Origin of the sequence: Natribacillus halophilus, from assembly GCF_900100185.1 — a bacterium.
GTDB classification, from domain to species: Bacteria; Bacillota; Bacilli; order Bacillales; family Marinococcaceae; genus Natribacillus; species Natribacillus halophilus.
Genome location: NZ_FNEN01000004.1, coordinates 193887 through 215667, shown reverse-complemented (window position 1 = coordinate 215667; position 21781 = coordinate 193887). Strand labels below are relative to the sequence as shown.

20 protein-coding genes and 1 pseudogene are annotated in these 21781 nt (G+C 40.8%); 3 read left to right on the top strand and 18 right to left on the bottom strand.

Going from position 1 to position 21781, the window contains the following annotated elements; translation table 11 throughout:
- Nucleotides 1-15 precede the first annotated feature (15 nt).
- Nucleotides 16-639, top strand: a complete 624-nt coding sequence (locus tag BLS58_RS07235) for an NAD(P)-dependent oxidoreductase (protein ID WP_090397452.1) — start codon at nucleotides 16-18, stop codon at nucleotides 637-639.
- Here BLS58_RS07235 and BLS58_RS07230 read toward each other — a convergent pair.
- Nucleotides 636-1100 carry an SRPBCC family protein gene (locus BLS58_RS07230; RefSeq protein ID WP_090397450.1) on the bottom strand — a complete coding sequence of 155 codons (465 nt, stop codon included), beginning with the start codon at nucleotides 1098-1100 and terminating at the stop codon, nucleotides 636-638. The two genes, BLS58_RS07235 and BLS58_RS07230, sit on opposite strands and share 4 nt — an antisense overlap.
- Before the next feature lie 485 nt (nucleotides 1101-1585).
- On the opposite strand from BLS58_RS07230, the gene BLS58_RS07225 reads away from it, so the two are divergent.
- On the top strand, nucleotides 1586-2701 hold the full coding sequence (locus BLS58_RS07225; RefSeq protein ID WP_090397513.1) for an IS4 family transposase: 1116 nt from the start codon (nucleotides 1586-1588) through the stop codon (nucleotides 2699-2701).
- Nucleotides 2702-2899: 198 nt separating this feature from the next.
- Here the strand turns inward: BLS58_RS07225 and BLS58_RS07220 are convergent, their stop codons facing one another.
- The 5 genes from BLS58_RS07220 to BLS58_RS07200 form a co-directional block, all read right to left on the bottom strand.
- Nucleotides 2900-3220: an acyl-CoA thioesterase gene (locus BLS58_RS07220; RefSeq protein ID WP_245723086.1), complete on the bottom strand. Its 321-nt coding sequence runs from the start codon at nucleotides 3218-3220 to the stop codon at nucleotides 2900-2902.
- Between the two features lie 95 nt (nucleotides 3221-3315).
- Nucleotides 3316-4494, bottom strand: a complete 1179-nt coding sequence (locus BLS58_RS07215) for an iron-containing alcohol dehydrogenase (protein WP_090397448.1) — start codon at nucleotides 4492-4494, stop codon at nucleotides 3316-3318.
- Nucleotides 4495-4509: 15 nt separating this feature from the next.
- On the bottom strand, nucleotides 4510-5988 hold the full coding sequence (locus BLS58_RS07210; RefSeq protein ID WP_090397446.1) for a sodium:solute symporter family protein: 1479 nt from the start codon (nucleotides 5986-5988) through the stop codon (nucleotides 4510-4512).
- A 105-nt stretch (nucleotides 5989-6093) separates the two neighbouring features.
- Nucleotides 6094-6582: a hypothetical protein gene (locus BLS58_RS07205; protein WP_090397444.1), complete on the bottom strand. Its 489-nt coding sequence runs from the start codon at nucleotides 6580-6582 to the stop codon at nucleotides 6094-6096.
- Nucleotides 6583-6624: 42 nt separating this feature from the next.
- On the bottom strand, nucleotides 6625-7623 hold the full coding sequence (locus BLS58_RS07200) for a LacI family DNA-binding transcriptional regulator (RefSeq protein WP_090397442.1): 999 nt from the start codon (nucleotides 7621-7623) through the stop codon (nucleotides 6625-6627).
- Between the two features lie 230 nt (nucleotides 7624-7853).
- On the opposite strand from BLS58_RS07200, the gene BLS58_RS07195 reads away from it, so the two are divergent.
- Nucleotides 7854-9266: an NAD-dependent succinate-semialdehyde dehydrogenase gene (locus BLS58_RS07195; RefSeq protein ID WP_425433676.1), complete on the top strand. Its 1413-nt coding sequence runs from the start codon at nucleotides 7854-7856 to the stop codon at nucleotides 9264-9266.
- Nucleotides 9267-9508: 242 nt separating this feature from the next.
- Here BLS58_RS07195 and BLS58_RS07190 read toward each other — a convergent pair.
- From BLS58_RS07190 to BLS58_RS07140, 12 genes and pseudogenes are all read right to left on the bottom strand, one after another.
- A pseudogene (locus tag BLS58_RS07190) lies at nucleotides 9509-10849 on the bottom strand (IS4 family transposase).
- A gap of 79 nt (nucleotides 10850-10928) precedes the next feature.
- Nucleotides 10929-11990 carry a tartrate dehydrogenase gene (locus BLS58_RS07185; RefSeq protein ID WP_090397437.1) on the bottom strand — a complete coding sequence of 354 codons (1062 nt, stop codon included), beginning with the start codon at nucleotides 11988-11990 and terminating at the stop codon, nucleotides 10929-10931.
- Between the two features lie 82 nt (nucleotides 11991-12072).
- Nucleotides 12073-12279, bottom strand: a complete 207-nt coding sequence (locus tag BLS58_RS07180; protein WP_090397436.1) for a hypothetical protein — start codon at nucleotides 12277-12279, stop codon at nucleotides 12073-12075.
- Between the two features lie 92 nt (nucleotides 12280-12371).
- Entirely contained in the window at nucleotides 12372-12572 is a 201-nt protein-coding gene (locus BLS58_RS17975) for a hypothetical protein (protein ID WP_245723085.1), read from the bottom strand.
- The gene (locus BLS58_RS18335) at nucleotides 12569-12907 is read right to left on the bottom strand and encodes an MDR/zinc-dependent alcohol dehydrogenase-like family protein (RefSeq protein WP_425433673.1); all 339 of its coding nucleotides are present in this window, start codon (nucleotides 12905-12907) and stop codon (nucleotides 12569-12571) included. Before BLS58_RS18335 ends, BLS58_RS17975 begins: the two co-directional genes overlap by 4 nt.
- A gap of 175 nt (nucleotides 12908-13082) precedes the next feature.
- Nucleotides 13083-14357, bottom strand: coding sequence for a histidinol dehydrogenase (gene hisD, locus BLS58_RS07170; RefSeq protein ID WP_090397433.1), 1275 nt, complete (start codon nucleotides 14355-14357; stop codon nucleotides 13083-13085).
- Nucleotides 14358-14361: 4 nt separating this feature from the next.
- Complete coding sequence (locus BLS58_RS07165) at nucleotides 14362-15903, bottom strand: class I adenylate-forming enzyme family protein (RefSeq protein ID WP_090397431.1); 1542 nt, start codon at nucleotides 15901-15903, stop codon at nucleotides 14362-14364.
- A 24-nt stretch (nucleotides 15904-15927) separates the two neighbouring features.
- Complete coding sequence (locus BLS58_RS07160) at nucleotides 15928-16875, bottom strand: 3-hydroxyacyl-CoA dehydrogenase family protein (RefSeq protein WP_245723084.1); 948 nt, start codon at nucleotides 16873-16875, stop codon at nucleotides 15928-15930.
- Nucleotides 16869-17645 carry an SDR family NAD(P)-dependent oxidoreductase gene (locus BLS58_RS07155; RefSeq protein WP_090397429.1) on the bottom strand — a complete coding sequence of 259 codons (777 nt, stop codon included), beginning with the start codon at nucleotides 17643-17645 and terminating at the stop codon, nucleotides 16869-16871. Before BLS58_RS07155 ends, BLS58_RS07160 begins: the two co-directional genes overlap by 7 nt.
- Nucleotides 17646-17703: 58 nt before the next feature.
- Nucleotides 17704-18975 carry a TRAP transporter large permease gene (locus BLS58_RS07150; protein WP_090397428.1) on the bottom strand — a complete coding sequence of 424 codons (1272 nt, stop codon included), beginning with the start codon at nucleotides 18973-18975 and terminating at the stop codon, nucleotides 17704-17706.
- Entirely contained in the window at nucleotides 18976-19470 is a 495-nt protein-coding gene (locus tag BLS58_RS07145; protein ID WP_218126179.1) for a TRAP transporter small permease, read from the bottom strand.
- Nucleotides 19471-20381: 911 nt separating this feature from the next.
- On the bottom strand, nucleotides 20382-21419 hold the full coding sequence (locus tag BLS58_RS07140; RefSeq protein ID WP_090397425.1) for a DctP family TRAP transporter solute-binding subunit: 1038 nt from the start codon (nucleotides 21417-21419) through the stop codon (nucleotides 20382-20384).
- Nucleotides 21420-21781: the final 362 nt, after the last annotated feature.

The following is a 21781-nucleotide window of genomic DNA, read 5'->3' as shown; positions in this document are numbered from 1 at the left end:
TGAGGTGATGCGAGGATGAAAATACTGCTTTTAGGTGCAACCGGAAGGGTTGGGAACATCATTGCCGGATTGGCAGTGAATGATCAACATCACATAAATGCGCTGGTTCGCAGCCCCGAAAAGTTGGATATTGCCAATGATCGTTTAACCATCCACCAAGGAAATGTCCTGGATCAGCAGAAGCTGTCAGAGGCGATGGTTGATGCGGATATTATCATCAATGCACTAAATACGGACAAAAATGACACCCTGTCCCGAAGCATGCCCTTGATCATTCAGGAAATGAAACACCATGGTATCAAAAGAATCATAACGATCGGTACCGCAGGTATTCTAAACAGCCGCACCGAAGAGGGACGATACCGATTTCAGTCCAGTGAATCAAAACGAAGATCAACCACTGCCGCCGAAGACCACTTGGCTGCTTACCACTATTTAAAAGAATCAAATCTGCAATGGCTGATCGTCTGTCCAACCGCTTTGATCAACGGCTCGGCCGAAGGGAATTACCGGGTGGAGGAAAATTATCTACCGGAAAACGGCAAACGAATCTCGGTCGGCGATACGGCGGATTTTGCTTACAGACAAATGAGCCAGCAGGAGGCGTTCATTCACACGCGCGTCGGAATCGCTTATTAATCCATTTTCCCAAAGTATGCTTCCAATTGCTTCTTGCGAAATGAAAAAATCTCCTCAAGACGTTTGTGAACGGCAAGTCGGTGAACGAGACGGCCGAATATGGAAAACGGCATCACATAATGCACCGTATCCCGCATCTCAACGCCACCTTCTATTTCATGAAATCGGTGTTGGTGATGCCAAAACCGAAACGGACCAAACCGCTGCTCATCCACGAAATATTCCCCTTCGCGAACGTGCGTGATTTCAGTGACCCAATGTACGTGAAAACCGGCGAAAGGCTGAATACGATAGCGAATGATCATACCTGCATACATCGGGTCGGAAAGTTCATCAAGAATTTGAAAAGACATATTATCAGGCGTGATGTTTCCCAACTGATTGGGATCAGAGAAGAATCCCCACGCATCGTCACGAGTAATGGGCAGCTGCAGCGTACTGTTTAATGTGTACATTTTCATCCCACGAATCCTCTTTCATCAATCATCTGTTAAAACTACGAACCACGCGTTTGATGCCTAATTAACACTGATTTCCAGCAGTTTTAAGTTTAACCTTTTCTGATGGCATTCATCAAACCTGGATGATGTCTGCGAAGCTTTAGATTGCGATAGCTCTGCTCCGATCCTCATGAAGCCTCATATGGTTTTTACTAATACTTCATCGTTCTTTACATCACGTCTCCACTCAAGATTTTTGTTTCATAAACACTACCATATAAGTCAGAATAACGGATCATCGCCTGAGCTCCCTTCCCCTACTTCAGAAACTTCTTCACGAGACCCAATTTATTTTTATAAGGTGGATCACTAGCATTGCATTAATTGAGACAGAATCATCATAAGACATCGAATGTTCAAAAATAAGAGGATTGGTGCATAAAAAAATCCTTTATAATGGAACGACGGGTGGTATCCTGTCCAAATCTAATATAAAGGACCATAATATGGACAAGCATACCCTATTTTCTTCATTTGGTAAATGGATCTCACCGATTAATTTTCAACAATTGCAAGAACAAGTGACGAGCCTACGTCAAGATGCCTATACGAAAAAGCTGACAACCGAAGCTTATATCAAATTGTTTCTCCTTGCACACCTACAAGAGACCGATAGCCTCGCGGCGATTTCGGACGGTTTGTTAGATGAAGACCTTCAACAGGCGGTTGGTTTCCGAGCCATTAGCCCTTCCCAACTGTCGCGGAAACATCGAGAGATCGATCCTTCCCTGTTGTCGACGATCTTTGTGGATCTCGTGCAACACATTCGGCACTTTCACCAACGATCATCCCCTCGTATGCCGTTAAAGACCATCGATTCAAGCACGATCCCTCTTGATCTCACGCGGTACAGATGGGCGGCGTTCAGGAAAACGAAAGCAGGTGTTAAGCTTCACTTGCGCCTGGTTTATATGGATCGCCACACCACCTATCCGGACAAGGCAATTATGACACCGGCGAAGGAGCACGACCGCGGACAACTCGAAGTGCTGGTCGATGACAAGGAAGCCATGTATGTCTTTGATCGTGGCTACATTGATTACGAACGCTTTGATCGAATGACCGATGATGGGTACTTTTTTGTTTCCCGGCTTCGGAAAAATGCCTTTGTACGTGTCCTTGAATCATTTTCTCTGGCTGAGGACAGTCCTGTGCTATCCGATCAAATGGTGGTGATCGGAACCTATCAAAACCGCACGGAGAATGGGTTTCGCCTTCTAAAAGTGGATGACACCAAAGGCAACCAACTTCTTCTGATTACGAATCGTTTTGATATAAGTGCGGAAGAAATCGCAGATTTGTATCGTGATCGTTGGGCGATTGAGTTATTTTTCAAATGGCTGAAACAGCATGTAAAGATCAAGTCGTTTTATGGATTCGACGAAACCGCTGTCCACAATCAAATCTTTCTTGCGCTTATTGTGTATTGTCTTCATGTACTTATACAGCTGGAGACAAACAGCGAAAAGAGAATTTTACAGATCTCCCGGTGGCTCAAAGCTGCCCTGTGGAAATCATCAAGGGTGTGGATACGCAAGTTTGACAACCGTTCCGTTCCATAAAAAACATCACTTGTTGTCGGCACTAAAGGTCTTAAATGTATAATTTTTCCAATTGGAAGCGACCCTTTGTTCAGGGCTATCTTTTTTTTACTCGATGACTGTAAACAATATTACTGAAATTTCTAACTATATTTATGCAACGCTAGTGTTGTTATATATATAATGCAGTACGTGAAATTTAAAAAATGTCATTTCTTCTTATTTCAGGTTTGAAAGGGCACAAATCGTACCACTTTGATGAATCTCTTCATCTAATTCTAGGCTTGAGTTCCCGATCCGCTTCACCCATGTGTACACGTCAACATTTGTTCCAAAATAAATCTGGCTTACATAATCAATCGATGTATGGAGGATAATCATTCGCCAGTTGTCAAATGAATCATCCGGTGTGAACAATTTAAAAATTGGATTCCGTGCTGCTTCCAACCAGACGGGTAAGGTGGTGTTATTGATATGGCCAACACCGTCTGTTTCAGAAACCCTCGGTTCTATTATTTTTTTGTACATATTTATAACCATGCCTTTCGGTGGACTCTTATGGCACAAAAAAGGGCGAGAAAACTGTCACTTTTAACAATGAGCCAACATCCCATCGGTGTTGGCTCATTGAGTAGTTATTCACCGAATTTTAATTCACCCTCAAAGGCAGCTCTATATCGATCCCGGATATCATCCTGAGTAAATGGCATAGGGCTTCTATCTAGTAATCTTTTCTGTTTGATACCTTCTTCCGCGAGCAAGTCCAAATCATTTTCTTTAACACCAAATGACTGCAAATTGCTCGGAATACCGACCTCTTTCACAATATTACTCAATTCACGAACTGCGGCAATAGCTGCTTCCCGTTTGCTCATATACTCTGTATTGATCCCTAATTTTTCTGCCATGACAGTCATTTTATCAATGCAAGACGGCCAAATAAAATCGTATATATATGGGAGGAGCACAGCATTCGCTTCACCATGAGGAATTTTATAAACGCCTCCTAATGGGTAGGCAAGCGCATGGACACCAGCCACCCCGGCGTTGTAAAAACTTAAACCGGCAATCATGCTTCCCCACGCCATATTTCTGCGTGCTTTTATATTGCCGCCATTCCATACAGCAGTTCGGATGTTGGAAGAGATACGTTCAATAGCATCTAATGCCAACGCATCGGTTAAAGGTGTCGCATTAACAGAAGTTAAGGATTCAACCGCGTGCGTGAGTGCATCAACGCCGGTTGCAGCTGTAATTTTCGGCGGTACCGTATAAGTCAATTCGGGATCCACCACTGCTACATCAGCAATTAAATGTTCATGTGTGAGGACATCCTTCGTATTTTCCAAAGAAAAAACAGCAATATCGGTTACTTCTGCGCCAGTACCGGATGTTGTAGGAATGATTATTTTAGGTAAGCCTTTATCTTTGATTGATTTTGTGCCGGATAGGTTTAAATAATCTTCCACATTACCTTCATGGTCCTTTAATACTGCGGCAGCTTTTGCAATATCAAGAGAACTGCCTCCTCCAATTCCGATGACAAGATCGGCATCAAATTTCTTTACCGCCTGTAAAGCTTTATTGCCTATATCTAACGGAGGTTCCGGTATAAGCTCTGAATAAATTTGATACTCTATCCCCTGCCCTTGTAAGTGCGTTTCAAGTTTTTGAACAACACCTGCATCAATAACCCCTGGATCAGCGTATACCATCACTTTTTGGGCATTAAAAGAATGAATGAGCGACGGAACCTGTTGCATTCCCCCTTCTCCTGTTACAAGTTTTTGCGGTGATACAAAAGATCGAGACATAATAACAGCTCCTTTTTATTTCGATTTATTATGGGGAGGAGATGTGAACATAGTAACAACGTACATCACGATCATACTGACCAAGACCGCTATACCTGCTGCTCCGAATGGATTGGAAAAATCGAAACCGAATGGCAAATACACAATCCAATATACAACATTGCCCGCCAATAGTGAAGATACGGCGGCTTGTTTCGTTGCTCTTTTCCATAGAGCTCCGACGATGATTGGACCGGCTGTAGCTGACATGATACCACCAATACCAATCCACATAAATATGGACAAATACTCTGGTGGTGTCCAACCAACTATAACTGCAGCAATAATAACAACAAAGGTACTGTATCTGCTAATTAAAAGTTCATTGCGTTCTGCCTTTTCTTTCGTGATTTGAATCCTCGGTACGATCGTTTTACGATATAAATCATTGGCAAACAGTTGAGTAATCGAAACGACTAGACCATCCGAAGTCGACATTACAGCAGACAACACCGCTATAGCAAAGAAAGCTGCTATGGCTGGCGGAAAAATTTCACTAAACAAAACTGGTATAATTTGATCCGGATTAATACCAGCATCACTGCCTATAACCGCGATTCCATGCATGCCGCCAAGCGCCATTAATGGAAGGGTGGTCGCAATGACCGTACAATACATGATAAGTTTTTTTAGATCGCGGCCAGATTTTACCGCCATAAATTTATTCCCTAAATGTGGTTGTATAGCAAAAGGAAGATGGGCAATAAACAACAGGGCTACTAGCCAAAAGGAACCGTAGGTGTCATCTCCGGGCAAGAATAATTGATTGAATCCACCTTGCGGTTTTTCTTCATCAATGGTTGAGAGCATATCGCCAAAGCCACCATCGACACCGACACTGCCAACGAAGGAAAAAAATACGACAACAGCGACAACAAGCATTAAAAACCCTTGAATAGCATCCGTCATAATGTCCGAATGCGAGCCGCCCATAAACACATAGATGGAAAGAACAACCCCTGTGATAATAAGGCCCGTTTCATATTCGACACCCATCATCGTTTGGAACATGGTGGCAGCCGCTACAAATTGGGAAACGACATAAAAGATTAATAAAATGGAAATGATCGTTAAGGCTATGCGCAAGAAGTCACTTTGATAACGTTCACCGATAAATTCCGGGATTGTTCTCGTCCCGTATTTATCACCGTATTTTTTGATAACTTTAGCGACAAATACCATCCCGATAACTGTTGCGATTGGGTAAAGTAATGGATACCACAAACTAGGTGTTCCTATATCATAGGCAAGGCCAGGCATCCCCATAAAAGTGGAACCACTCGAAATCCCCGCAGCGATCACAAGCGCGATCGTAAAAGGGCCGTAACTTGAACGGGCAGTGGCGAAATCGTCAGCTGTATTTGTTTTTTTCATTCCAACCCAACCCAGAACAAGCATCATCGCTATGAAAAGGGCCATAAATATCCAAGAATAGATAGTAATAGAATCAGTCATTGCTCAACGCCCCCTAATCATCATTTAATAAATTTGTTTTCCATAGAACAATTGCCATTCCTATCCAGGTTCCGACAATCATAACGGCTCCAATAACAAGAAAATTCATATTTTTCCTACCTTCCCTTCTATGAACTTATAAATCTCCGGAAACTTATCAATTTTATCTAAGGAATTGGACATTGGTTCGAATAAATAGGTTTTTGTTTTCTTGCTGAACCTTCCGGTTTTTTCGATTAATTGATAAGGTATATACACCCATTGACTTGCCAAAAGCTCTATCGTTGGCACACTCCAAGATTTTGCTCTATAAAGATAATGTCGGCGCAGTGTTTCAAATGCTTCCTCTATTGAGGCCTGTTCAGTTATCTTTTCTTCCATTACGTCGGACTCAATAATATCTTCTTTGCGAAGATAAGGAAGTTCATTGGCTATACCGCTGCCTCCCCTCACGCTATCTGTCATTGTAGTTACTTTCTCCTTCCGATGACCGTAAATGGAACGATAGGTAACCATCCACTCTGTATAGTAATGAGGATAATAAAAAGAGGAATAACCCTCTTGTTTTTTACAATCAAATACAGTGGCTTCCATCATGTGTTCACCTCAATTTTTTGAATGCGCATTCACAAAGTTTTATAATTTACGAGTCGTGTTTCTTTGATACAAAACAGGATCTAAAGTAATTTGCACAGGTTTTTGAGACGATTGGTCGCCCTCAATTGCATCGATTAGATACTCAATCCCTAACCTTCCTAAATTTGTGTTTATCTGCAGGCCTATTGTTGTCAGTTTAAAGGAATGATGACTTGAAATTCGTATGTTATCCATGCCGCAAATACTAATGTCTTCTGGAATGCTGTACTCTAATTCGATTAAGATGTCGATCACAAATAAAGCAATTGAATCTGTGCTGGCAAATATAGCCGTTGGTTTATTTTTTCTACTCAACATCATTAGAACGGCTTCCTTAACCCTTTTTTCGCTTGTATCCGTTTCCCTGACTAAGTGCTCGTCAATAGTCATTTGGTTCCTTTGCATTTCTCTCACAAATCCGGCATGCCTTCCATAAAAGGTAGATGTATGCAATGGGCCTCCAATAAAACCAATTCTCTGGTGACCCAATTCCAATAAATGTTGAGCGGCCATTTCCCCTGCTTTTTCGTTATCTATTTCTACAAAGTTCCCTCCTTTGTTATGTTTCCGGTTAAACATAATATAGGGCGTCTTTAAAGACATCAGGTCCTTGTAAACCGGATCATCCATAAATATGGAGGATATGATCATACCATCCACTTGCGCTGACAGTACCGATTCATAAATAGACAAGTTGTCTTCATCGTTTGCAAAAAAGACGTTGGTTTGGTAGCCATTTTCATTGGCGTAATTAACGATTGAGGTTGTTGTATCCACGAAAAAAGGATTGTGTAAGGGCCCGGAAATTAATGCAATCGTTTTCGTTCGTTTGTTAACAAGAGATCTCGCTATGGTGTTAGGACGATAATTCAATTCCTTCATAGCATTCCTGACTTTTTCCAGATTGGCTTTAGTTACTCTGTCAGGTTCATTTAACACGCGGGATACGGTTGATTGAGAAACACCGGCTCTGTTTGCTACATCCTTTGATGAAACCATAATGACTCCTTTTGTATGAATGCGCATTCAAAGATTTATAGCTATAATATTAAAACGAAGTCACTTTTTTGTCAATATGTAAGAGCTTACTTGCGTTAATTATTGACATATTTACTTTTTGACCTTGTATGTTTATAATGAAATTAGTTATGAATACGCATTCAAAGTTAAAGAGTGAGGGTACTTTATAATTCTTTAAAGAAAAGGCGGGTATAAGCATGAATCAAAAAATTTATATTAACAACCACTGGCAGGGAGAAGAACTGGAGCATTTCGACGTCGTTAATCCTGCAACGAAGGAAGTGATCGCAACGGTGCCGAACGGCGGCAGGAACGAAGCAGAGCAAGCCGTAGAAGCTGCTCATGCTGCATTTGAAACCTGGTCCGTATTAACGGCTCAAGAACGCAGCCAATTTTTAGCTAAATGGCATCAATTAATCGAAGAAAACAAAGAAAAAATTGGAAAAATCATGACCATGGAGCAAGGAAAACCTCTAAATGAAGCGATCGGTGAAGTCGGGTATGCCAACGGTTTTATCTCGTGGTATGCCGAAGAGGCCAAGCGAATTTACGGCGAGACTATTCCCGCTTCTCACACGAATAAACGAATATTTGTCCAAAAACAACCGGTCGGTGTGGTGGCAGCTATCACCCCATGGAACTTCCCGGCAGCGATGATCACCCGTAAAGTGGCTCCGGCCCTCGCCGCAGGTTGTACAGCAGTAATTAAACCGGCAGAGGAAACACCTCTGACTGCTTTGAAATTGGCAGAACTCGCTGAAGAAGCCGGAATCCCTGCAGGAGTAGTCAATTTTATCACCGGCAATCCACAAGAGATCGGGGATACATGGATTGAGGCCGAACGTGTCCGAAAGATCACTTTTACAGGCTCCACTGAAGTTGGAAAACAATTAATGAAAGGAGCCGCTGAAACGGTTAAAAAGGTGTCGCTTGAACTTGGCGGACACGCACCGTTTATCGTCATGGAAGATGCGGATTTAGACAAAGCCGTGGAACAGCTAATCGGCTCTAAATTCCGAAATTCAGGACAAACGTGCATTTGTACGAACCGGGTGTATGTACAAGCATCGGTCCTTGAAACTTTCAGCGAAAAATTCAAAGCTGCCGTTGCAAATATAAAGACAGGAAACGGATTAGAAGAAAACGTTGACCTCGGCCCATTGATTAATAAACAAGCGATTGAAAAAGTCCAGAATCATCTAGATGATGCGGCTGCAAAAGGTGGAGAGGTATTAATCGGCGGAAATAGCTTCGTGGAAAACGAGGGCCAATATTTTGAACCAACCATTATATCTGGGGCCACCGACAACATGCTTTGCATGAATGAAGAAACCTTTGGTCCCGTCGCACCCATTGCTTCTTTTCAAACTGAAGAAGAAGTCATTCAGCGAGCAAACAACTCCCCCTACGGCTTAGCAGCTTATGTTTTTTCGGAAAACATCGGTAAAGCCGTACGTGTGAGTGAAGGATTGGAGTACGGCATCGTAGGCGTCAATGACGGGCTTCCTTCTGTGCCGCAGGCGCCATTCGGGGGAATGAAAGAAAGTGGTCTAGGACGAGAGGGTGGTCACCATGGAATTGAAGAGTATTTGGAAGTGAAGTATATTTCTATAGGCGTTTAGATTTATGTAAAAGCGACATACAACTTACGGGGGAGTACTAGCGAGCAGTTTAACACCAATGCTTCTAGCTCCCCCGAGTGTTTTATCTTGATGATACACCAAAAATCCCCATATTATCTCCACTTTACAGAATCCCTTTGAGATTTATTGTGAATAGCTGCTCGATAAGGAGTATATTTAAGAAAATTAACAATGCATCACTGAGTCACTGCATCACTTTTAGCTATAGATAGATAAATAACTCAACTTTCGCAGCCCAAATAAGGCATGTACACCTTGATATAATTGGGTAGACCCGCGATCCATTGTTAGAGTTGACTTTTGATGAATGTTTTCATTTTCTTGTTGCTGTTGTTGAAGACATCTTCAAGAAGCTCGATAAGCTGCTGGAGAGCTACGGCCCAATCGAGCTCACTCACTTCATCACAGACGTCATAAAACATACCGCCAAGCGTTCTTTGGTCGGTGCTGCATCGGTTTTGCCATGCCAGTACGATATATCGAGCGAAAACAATGGTCGTATGGCTGATCAGGGAATCATACGAGCGCCCTTGGAACTCTTTTTGCAACTTTAAAAGGGACTTGCTCGTTTTGAAAAACACCTCAATATCCCACCGCATGCCGTAAATGCGGATGATCTCCTGATCGCTTAATGTACAATCTGTACTCAGAATCGCCAGCCAGTCACTCTTTTTATTTCGATTGCGGACAAAAACAACTTTGACAGGAACCCCGTTGGCCATCGTTGTATGAATGGAGCGAAGCAACGCCTTTTTCCCGGTTCTTGGGACAGCGAGGCGGTAGAGTTGTTCTAAATCAACCTGCTTGCCGTCCACGATATAACGCTGTTTCATTTTCTTGACCATGCCGATGACGTCGAGGCCCTGTTCCGTGATGGCTTGGATCAATGGCGGCTGTGTAAACCAACTGTCCATCAGTACGTAGGAGGCATCAATGCCTGCTTTCGTCGCTCTTTGAAGCATGCTCGGAATTTGTTCTGGAGCTGATTGCAGGGCTTCCAGTCGTCTTTTATAACCAGAGGTCCGTTTATCAATGTGACCAGAAATGCCGTTGATACACGATTTTTTAGAACTGAGCAACGAGAAGTCGACAGGCAGAAAGGTTGCTCCATCTGTCCATCCTAACGTGAGCATTCGAAACCCTTTGTAATAGCGCATCTTTTGAGAAGCATGATCAAAACAACGGGCTAATAATTTCACCTTTTTACTTCGGTTGCGATCGTAAGCGGAATCGTCTAGCACAAACACTTTTGGCCGATCATGACGGGTTAACCTTGTCACTTTTCCAATCGTGTGGGCACTCAGAAAGAGAAGAAATCGACGCCATGCAAAGGTGGGTTCGTCCAAAAATCGATAAACCGTGTCCTTAGCTGGAGACTCATCCGATTTCTTGCTTTCAAGAAATTGAAACCAGTTTTGATGTTCAAAAATTAAACAGAAGACCAACTGAAAAAGATATCCGCAAGAAAAGCCGAATGACTTCGTAATGCCAGCGTTTCGCAGGTGTTTGAGCATTTTTAACTCTTGAAACGTTGATCGCAGTTCGACTATCGAGACGTTCATTTTGCTGAAATCGATGAACGCATTACGAATATCGCTGCTAATCGGCACGGGTTTTTCATCGATGTTTACAATATTCATATTATGTTACCTCAGCTAACTGTTGGATGATTTCATCAGTCACTTCCGTCGTCGTCGCTTTACCGCCGATATCTTGTGTGACGATACCTTTTCGAATCACGCTTTCGATCGCCGTCAGTAGTTGATCGGCTATTTCGGTTTCCCCGAAGTGATCGAGCATCATCTTTGCCGTCCAAATTTGGCCGATCGGATTGGCCATCCCTTTTCCCTCAATATCAGGCGCCGAACCATGGACAGGTTCAAACATGGATGGATATTTTCCATTCATATTGATATTGGCCGCAGGCGCAATCCCAACGCTTCCCATGATGGCAGCACCTATGTCTGTTAATATATCACCAAACAAGTTGCTCGCAACAATTACATCAAACCTTTCCGGACGGGTGACAAAAGAGGCAGCGAGGGCATCGATGTGTTCCTTTTCTGTTTGGACCTCAGGAAAATTATCGGAGACATCTTTAAAGACTTCATCCCAAAAGGGCATAGTGTGGTAGATCCCGTTGGATTTCGTCGCGCTCGTCACTTTATTCCTGCGCTGTTCGGCTAATTCAAAGGCAAACTTCATGGCTCGTTCTGTACCTTTTCTGGAAAAAATCGCATTTTGAATCGCGACTTTGTCTCCCCCCTGGTGAATCGTGCCTCCTGCCTCGCTATATTCCCCTTCGCTATTTTCGCGGACAACGATGAAGTCGAAATCTTCGGAATTAGCCAATTTAGAGCTCAAACCTGCAAATGTTCGCGCCGGTCGGATATTAATGACTTGTTCAAAAGAACGTCTAATATTGATGAGTAATTCCCATAAAGAAATATGATCCGGCACGATGTCCGGGTTACCGACCGCGCCTAGAAAGATAGCGTCAAAATGTTTTAAAGTACCCAAACCATCCTCCGGCATCATCTGTTGATGTTCCAGGTAATATTCACTTCCCCACGGATATTCGCTAACTTCAAATTTTAGTCCGCCATGTATGTTTTCCACCTCACGTAATACCCTTATGGCAGCGGGAACAACTTCTTTTCCGATCCCGTCACCGGGTATTGATGCTATTTTATATGTTTTCATTGTGTACGCCTCCGTTTTTATAAAAATATTAAGAATTCTACTATAAAAACTAATAAATGGTAGAGGGGCGAGCAACAAACGATCACCCATCCTTTTGGCTTTTCCTCTTTTCCATATATAATTGCAAAAAAGGATAGAGCAGCCCGACGAGCGCAAATAATATAATCGCCAACACGATCCCTTCCATATTATCGGTTAAGGTCCAATTCACCACGATTAATATTATCGCTCCAAAAAACACGCCAAAAAGCCATTTGAAATAGGCCTGTACATAATATTGAACACTCAAGGTAAACCCTCCGTTTGTGATCTTCTTTCATCATATCACTTGGTGAGAGGGTATTGCCAGAGAGCGGGAAACGTCGTTTCATTACCTCACATCTACAACCAACTTTCCATACGTCTTCCGATCCCCAATAAGGCATGTGGAACTTCATCAAAAGAGAACTGCTCATAAATCAACGGATTAATTTGGCCTTCATCGTACATGTCACAAAGGGTATGATGTATGCGCACCATCTCTTCTTCATAGAGTCTAGCAATATACCCCCAGTGAACGCCGACGATCGAATAGTTTCTCACCTACGCGTGATTGGTGGGTGCTTCCGGAATCCGTCCGCCGGCGAAGCCGACCACCAGGATGCGCCCGGCGAAAGCGATACATTTACGGGAACGATCGAACGTATCGCTTCCGACAGGATCAAAGATGATATCAGCGTCCCGACCGTCTGTTCTTTTTTGACAATATCGACGAAATCGGCGGCTTTGTAATCAATGGCGATGTCGGCGCCTAAATCTTTACATACTTGGACTTTTTCAGGCACTGCCGCGGTAGCATTACACGGGTGCCGACGGCTTTGCCTAGTTGTATGGCGGCGGAACCCACGCCCGCCGGAACCGGTGTGGACGAGCAGCACTTCACCAGGCTTGATATTCGCTCGATCGTTCAGCGCATAATAGACGATTTGATTTGTGATATATATCGCTGCCGCTTCTTAAAAAGACAACACGAGAAGGACAGTTAAAAACCTAATAAAATGTCAAAAAGTTAGCTAAAGAAAATCAATTGTAAAGCGCTGTTAAAACACTGATCTACTTTTCATAACGGCGAACACGTAAAGAAGCTTGTTTTCTGTGCCCTATAAACCCTTCCAAATCACATAGCCTTTCAGCATACCTACCAATTTCCACGCTAGCTTCTGGGGTAACCCTCTGATACGTGCAGTTTTTTAAAAATTTACCAACCCAAAGCCCACCGGTATATCTAGCTGCTTGTTTTGTAGGAAGGGTATGATTTGTGCCTATAACCTTATCACCGTAAGCAACATTTGTTTCAGGACCAAGGAATAGTGCTCCATAGTTCGTGAGGTTATTCAAGAAATACTCTGGATCTTCTGTGATTACTTCGACATGCTCAAAGGCGAGCTTATCAGCTTCATAAACAGCTTCTTCCTTGTCTTCAACTATTATAATTGAACCATTATCTCTCCATGCGATCCTTGCAATATCTGCCGTAGGTAATGTATTTAATTGTCGAGAAATCTCATCTTCCAGTGATTCAGCCAAGGATTGAGACGTTGTGATTAATGCGCCTGGAGACGTGGGACCATGCTCTGCTTGTCCCAAAATATCAGTTGCTACCATTTCCACATCGGCTGTATCGTCAGCAATCACTAGGACTTCTGTAGGGCCTGCTAATAAGTCAATGCCAACACGTCCAAAAAGTTGACGCTTCGCTTCTGCTACAAAGGGGTTACCGGGGCCTACTATCATATCTACCGAATCTATTGTTTCTGTTCCTACCCCCATGGCTGTCATCGCCTGTACGCCACCTAACAAATAAATATCATCAGCCCCTGCCATATACATGGCAGCGACAGTAGCAGATGGAACTCTTCCGTTTGCCGGAGGGGTGCATGCAATCACACGTTCTACACCAGCCACTTTTGCTGTGATAATACTCATATGAGCAGACGCAACCATTGGATAACGTCCACCAGGTATATAACAGCCGACACTGTTAATCGGTATGTTTTTATGCCCAAGGAATACACCTGAATGGGTTTCTACTTCGATATCTTTAATCGATTCACGTTGATGATTGGCAAAATTTTCTATCTGCTCTTGTGCGAATTTGATGTCATGGATAACATCATCCGGTAATTCAGCAATCGCGGTATCAATATCTTCTTTAGAAAGACGAAAGTTTTTCGGAGACCACTGATCAAATTTTTCCGAGAGTTCTCTGACAGCTGTATCACCACGTTCTTCAATTTCTTGAATGATTTCGCTTACTGCTTCCTGAACTTTCGTGTCAGCTGCTCGTTTTTCCGAATTTGTTTTTCCTTGTTTTAGAAAAATTGTCATTGATCTATACGCTCCCTTTTTTTAATTGAGATTTCAAAACTTTTCCCCCAGGATTTTTTGGAAGTTCATCCACAATTTCAATGAATTCCGGAACTTTGTATTTTGCTAATGATTTAGAAGAAAATTCTTGGATATCTTCAAGATTAAGATTGTCAGATTTTGGCACTATATATGCTTTTACTGCTTCCCCGTACAAAGAATGAGGAATCCCTATGACTGCAACTTCATCTACTTCGTCATATCTACTTAAAACATTCTCTATTTCTATTGAATAGATATTTTCTCCACCACGATTAATCATATCTTTTTTTCTATCCTTAATATAAACATATCCATCTTTATCAATAGAAGCATAATCACCAGAATACCAGAATCCTTCAATAAAATTTTTTTGGTTAGCCTCTTCAAAATTCCAGTATTTTTTTATAATCATCGGACCCTTTATTAATAGCTCGCCAGTTTCTCCTGGCTCACACTCTTTTCCGTCGTTATTTATAACTTTCAACTTAGCTTGAGAAACTGGCAATCCTACTGATTCTACTTTAGACTCTAAAAAATTACGTGGCATTATGGTAGCTGGTGAACAGGTTTCTGTTGCTCCATAACAATTGTGTAAATAGGCATTTGGAAAAATTGCTTTAATTTTATTAAAAAGAGAAGTTTGCATAGGCGCACCTCCAAAAGCCACGGTTTGCACGTGCGCTACGCTTGATATTTTTTCCTTTTCCATGGTCGAAATCAACATAGTGTAAATAGTTGGCACATTAAATAAAAAATCAGCTTGTTCTTTTATCATTTTTTCAATAAAAGGCTTTGTTTGGTACCTTTTTAAAATTATAGAGGTTCCCCCTGCAAAGAATACATGAATTAGCTGACCGATTAAACCAGTTACATGAAATAGCGGTACTGCTATAATTGTTTTAGTGCTAGCATGTGTTTGAAAACAATGGTAGTAGTTCAATACACTGTGAATGACGCCTCCATGATGTAGAAGCGCACCTTTTGGTCTCCCTGTGGTCCCTGATGTATAAATTAAGAAAGCTGGATCTTCTTTATCTATAATTATATCTGGAGCTTTTATAGTTTTTTGCTTTTTTAATAATAATAAATCTCTGCTATAGAGTATCTCCCAATCATTATTCCTTGGAAGATTATCAGCCAAATCAATATCTACAATACATACTTTTGGTTGCGCATCACTTAAGATGTATTGCAATTCATTTTTTTTGAGATTAACATTTAATGGAAGTAAAACAGCACCTATTTTAATGCAACTAAAAACGAGACAAGCATATTCGATGGAATTAGACATCATCGCTGCCACTCTGTCTCCCTTTTTAACTTTTAAAGTTCCCAGTAGATAACTAGCTATATTCCCGCAATGATAATTGGTTTGATTATACGTTAATGTTCGATCATCTTGTTTAAACGCTAGACCATCTTTATTATTTTCCGCAGACATAGAAAATAAGTGATTTAAATTAGAGATCGATTTTTTTTGATTAAACATTTCCCAGACAATTTCTTCATCATATAATTTTTTCACTTTCTTATGCCCTCCCTAAAAAACCTATCTATCCTTTTTTAGAAAACGAACTAATTCTTTTTCTCTTTTCGCATTCATTTCATCATTAAAATCTTGGGACCATTTATAATAACCGTTGCCACTTTTTTGTCCATAATTACCCTTGGCAACATGGTTGTGTAGGTTTGGTAATGGGGATCTATCAATCGCTAGATCTGGAAAGATATATTCTGAAATCGATTTAAATACGTCCAACCCTCCCATATCTGCAGTTTTAAAAGGGCCAGTTTCTCCTAGCCTTCGGCCTATACTTGTTTCGACTGCAGTATCAATATCTTCAACAGAAGCGACTTTATTTTCTAGTAAATACTGGGCTTCACGAAACAACGCATACTGAAGTCGATTACCGACAAACCCTGTAATTTCCCTTTCCACTTTTATCGCTTGCTTTCCTATCTGCTTCATCAATTTCATCGACCGTTCTACAACTTCTTCTGATGTATGTTCTCCTTTAACAATCTCTACTAAAGGAATTAAGTGTGCAGGATTCCAAAAATGAGTAACCATTATACGGTCTTGAAATTCTAGTTTTTTACTTATTTCCGTTGGCTTTAGACTCGAGGTATTACTAGCAATTATCGCATCCCTACTGCATAGCATCTCTATGTTATGAAATAGGCTTTGCTTTAACTCTAAATTTTCTGGTACTGCTTCAATGATAAAAGATGAATTTTTTAGAGCATATGAAAGAGAGGTAGTAGAGATAATATTTTTGGGTATGCTTTCAACATCTGCCTTCGAAATTAGTTCTGATTGATACAAAAACATGACTTTTTCTTTTATTAATCTCACAGCCTTGTGAATTTCTTCATTATTTATTCCATACATTTTTACTTGAATGTTTGAAGACGCGAAGTTCAGGGCAATAGATGATCCCATAGTTCCCGTACCAATGACTACCACATTTTCTTCCACTTCATTACTAACTACCAAGCGGTCCACCCACCATCTACTTTTAATGACGTTCCAGTTACTAAATTAGACATATCCGAAGCCAAATATAGAACAGCTCCTACCACATCTTTCGGTTTGCCTATCTTCTTCAATGGAATATTGTTTATTACTTTTTCTTTAAAATAATCGTCTTTAAAGTACTCTTCAGTAAGTGAGGTTTCAATAAACGTTGGTGCAACCGTGTTTATCTGAATATTGTATTCAGCTAATTCGACCGCCATTGCCTTTGTCATTAGTTCCAAACCACCTTTGCTAGCGCAATAAGCTGTTCTTCCGTAATAACCTACGTGTCCCATTTGTGAAGATATATTAATTATTTTTCCACTCTTTTGTTGAACCATTTGATTACATACTTCTTGTGATAAAAAGAAGGCTCCTTTTAAATTTATATCTAAAATTTGATCCCAATCTTCTTCTGTTATTTCTAGGGTACTTTTAGGTCTATTTATTCCAGCGCTATTAACCAACACGTCAACACTACCAAATGCTGTTACTACTTTTTGAAGTATCTGCTTATTCTCTTCCTGATTAGAAATATCCCCCTGAATTCCAACTATATTTTCATTACCTGTTTTTCTCAGTAATCGTACAGCTTCTTGGATATCCTTACCATCTCTAGCTAAAACAGCTACTTTAGAACCGTTTTCAGCAAATGCTAGAGCAGAATGATAACCAATCCCTTTTGATCCACCCGTTACAAGAACACTACAATCTTTCAATGATTCTTTAAAGTTCCAATTACTGTACAAATTATATCATCCTCTCTTTGAATCATATTTATTTCTTGTGTCATCTTACCCTAATCTTTCATCTCAAGGAAGGAAGCCAAGTTGACAAAAATGGCATGAAACTAATAATCAACACATTAATTAGTAGAATAGCCACAAAAGGAATCACTGCTGTTGTTAATCTCCCAATACTTACATTCGAAATTTGTGAAGCCACAAATAAATTTAATCCTACTGGAGGTGTGAATAGCCCCATAGCTAAATTAACCACCATAATGATTCCAAAATGCACAGGGTCAACACCAAATTCGACAGCAATTGGTAGAAGAATAGGGACAAATATGAGAATGGCTGCTGCTGCTTCTATAAACATACCGACAATAAGGAGAAGAACAGCAGACAACAAAAGAAAAATTATCGGACTTGCAACTGTTCCAACTACTGCATCTGACATCATATTAGGCACACGAAGATTTTGCATAATATAACCGTATAAACCCGCTGTTCCTATAACGCTTAGTATAATTGCCGTCATACTAGCGGATTTTCGAAATATTTCTATGATATCTCTAAGCTTGATTTCACGATAAATAATAACTCCTACAATAAAAGCGTAGATTACTGCAACGACTGCAGCTTCTGTCGGTGTAAAAATACCTCCATAAATACCTCCTAATACTAGGAATGGCATAAACAGTGCCAAAATTGCCTTTCGACCTGCTATAAAGATTTCTTTAAATGAGGTTTTTTTTACACCTACGTACCCTTTTACTTTAGAATATAAATAAGCAAATATAATTAACGACATTGTTACTAGGATTCCTGGTAATATCCCTGCTATAAACATATCTCCTACTGAAACATTAGCTGATACTGCGTAGAGAATTAATGGAATACTCGGTGGAATAATTACTCCTAATGCACCTGCAGAAGCTTGGTTTGCAGCAGCGAATTTTTCGTCATATCCTTTTGTAACCATAGCTGGAATTAAAATAGACCCGATTGCTGCTGTTGTTGCCGCTCCTGAACCGGAAATAGCTGCAAAAAACATAGATGTAATTATTGCTACAATTGCTAGCCCTCCAGATATATTGCCTACTAAGGTATTAGAAAAGCCTATAAGCCGCTCTGATATTCCTCCACTTTGCATTAAGTATCCAGCTAAAATAAAAAACGGGATAGCCATTAAGGGGAAAGAATTGATTGAGTTAAATATTTGCTGGACTACGACCACCATTTGAGTAAAGTCACCCTGCCAAACTGTTATTACGGATGCTAACCCTAAAGCAAAAGCTATAGGTACTCCTAAAAGCAAAAACACTCCCAATAATATAAAAAGTAAACTCGCCATTTAACTATCTCCTTTCTCTATGAATTCATCAATGATCAAAGCAATGGAGTTAAATAATATTAAGATGCCTGAGATAGGTATGGCTAGATTTGGCCAAAACATAGATATTCTAGTACTTGGCGCTGTTTGCGAAGATACTCTGTCAAGTAGATCGAAACCGTAAATAATCAGCGCTAACGCGAAAATAATGCTTATAAATGGCACAAGTATGTTTAGTGACTTGGTAATCTTTCGACCAGTAAATTCAATCAGCACATCTACAGATATTAGGGTTCCTTTTCTATATGCATAAGCAGCACCAATCATAGTCAGCCATATCATTATAAATCTTGCAATTTCCTCAGAAAATTCCAACGGTGAGCCCATAACGAAACGTGCAAATACTTGCCAAGAAATCAAAATTGTCATAACTACTAGCAAGATAGCTATAAACCATCCAGCAATTCTATTTACCCTATCGATTATGGAGTTGTAAGTTGAAAAGACGGTTTTCAATTTTGATTCCTCCCTCAATATAATAAGATTTTCTCCAACATGCTCGTTAGTTCTCAATAATTCACGGGTGTCTGATGGAAGCTACCTCGTAGGACACTTGAGAGCACACACTTTCGGAATATTCCGAAGGGGTGAGATACGGCCTCCCAAAACTCCCCTGCAGGGTAGTTTTCAGCAATTTCTATGATCTCGCTTCTATATCACTCCTCGATCCTCTCTACTTATTTGTTTTTCATGAACCACTCTATAGACTACACTCGACTACACTCTAGATGTCATTGATATAGCCTAAATCCCCTTAGAGCATAGTTCGGGGAATTTTGCATCAATATTTCAGAGTGACAGAAATAAACTTTTGATTCATAGATCTTTATCTTCTCGTTTTACATTTTCTTCCTAATCGGACTGCTTACCAACTTTCAACTTTTGTCTCATGGACTTGATAAAGACATTGAAATTTCTTCGACTACGCCATAGAATTCATTATAACCTCATAATTTCTTATTATCATTTTCTAAGTAATTCACCTCGTATTGCTTTTACTGTTCCTAAGCACTTGCTCGTGTAGCGCAGGACTTAATACTTGGAGGTAGTATCATTCAGTAAAACTCTACCAGCAGACCATTGGGTTTTCCTCGCTCTATTTGTCTGTCCAGTCCACCATACAAAGGCCTGCTGGATTCCCTTGTTCTTCACAACACTGCCACTAAACTACACGATCTTTTCTTGTACAGCCTTACACATAATCTCCTGTCATGATCTGTTCGGGTATTTTCCTCAGATTCTCTACAGACTCTCTACGGTCATCACACTATCACTATCTGACAGCGAACTCTTATGACTACATGGATATATTTAGGATTTCTATTGTACTGCCACTAGTGAGATAAGAGAATAGTCTCCTCTCGTATTTAGTAATCCATGTTAAGAGCAGCTTCTACAAGATCTTCACCGACCGTTGGAGCCCACTCTTCAATTACAGGCTCTGCGGCCTCTTCAAAAGGCTCCAAGTCTGGTTCCGTTACTTCCATACCTTCCTCCTCTAACTCAGCTACAAACTCTTCTTCTTGTCTCATACTTTCCTCTCTTTGTATTGGCAATGCATGTTGTGCCGCTTCTATAATAGCTTCTTGATCTTCTTCAGAGAAGGATTCAAATAAATCTAATCCCATCATTAGAGGAGCTGGTGAATACACATGTTGAGTTAAGTTCAAATAATCCTGTACTTCCCAAAAGTTCATGTCATAAATCGTAGGTAGTGGATTCTCCTGACTATCCATAACCCCTTGCTGGAGGGCAGTATATACCTCATCCCAAGCCATTGGTGTAGCATTTGCTCCAAATGCTTCCCATGTATCTACCTGGACTTGGCTTTCCTGGGTTCTATGATCTATACCCTGCAAGTCATCAGGGTGTTCTATAGGTCTTACATCGTTTGTGTTATATCGAAATCCATTTTCCATCCAAGCCAAGACCTTTACATTCGCATCTTCTTCCAACCTCTGCGCGAGTTCATCACCATGTTCACTGTCTAAAAAGGCATACACATGCTCATTATTATCGAAGATGTAAGGAAGATCAAAGAGTAAAAACTCATCCACAAAACCACCAATGGGTCCAGTTGACGAAATCCCTGCGTCTACTGTCCCTACACCCATTCCTTCTACTACTTCTCTCTCAGCTCCGAGGGCATTGTCGTAGTGAGGTTCAATTGACAGCCTGCCATCTGTTAGATTTTCAAGTTCTTCTCCAAATTCTAGAACCCCTATTCCTTGTTGCGAATCTGGTCCTAGTGGCAAACTCACATCGATAACTTGCTCTTCTTCGTCCCCGTTTTCTTCCCCATCTCCCTCGTCACCTTCTACTTCCTCGCTATCTCCACAAGCGGAAATTATCAAAAGTAATGTAATTGCCACGATTACGTCTCGTGAATTTTTGAAATGCTTCATAATATTTATCCTCCTTAATATTTTTGTGCATATTTGCGAACAAAACCCTTGCAATCAAGTAATTCAATGTGCCAATTTTTCTCACATTACCCTTGCCTTCAATTTTTTCACCTCCCATAAACAACTCCGTTCATTGTTATAATCATGCGTATATTGGTGTTCAATAATCGCTTGATAGTTTTAGCTATCCAAATTCACACCCACCCTAGCCACCACTCCCATTGCCCACGATTCCTGTCTCTAGCAAAACGTTTAGCTATATTATAAAAGCGGATTTTTTTGCCTACACTTTTTTGCTGAAAGATATTAGATGTAATGGCTTAGTCGTTTCCGAATTCTGTTCAAGGATCTTCACGCATTAA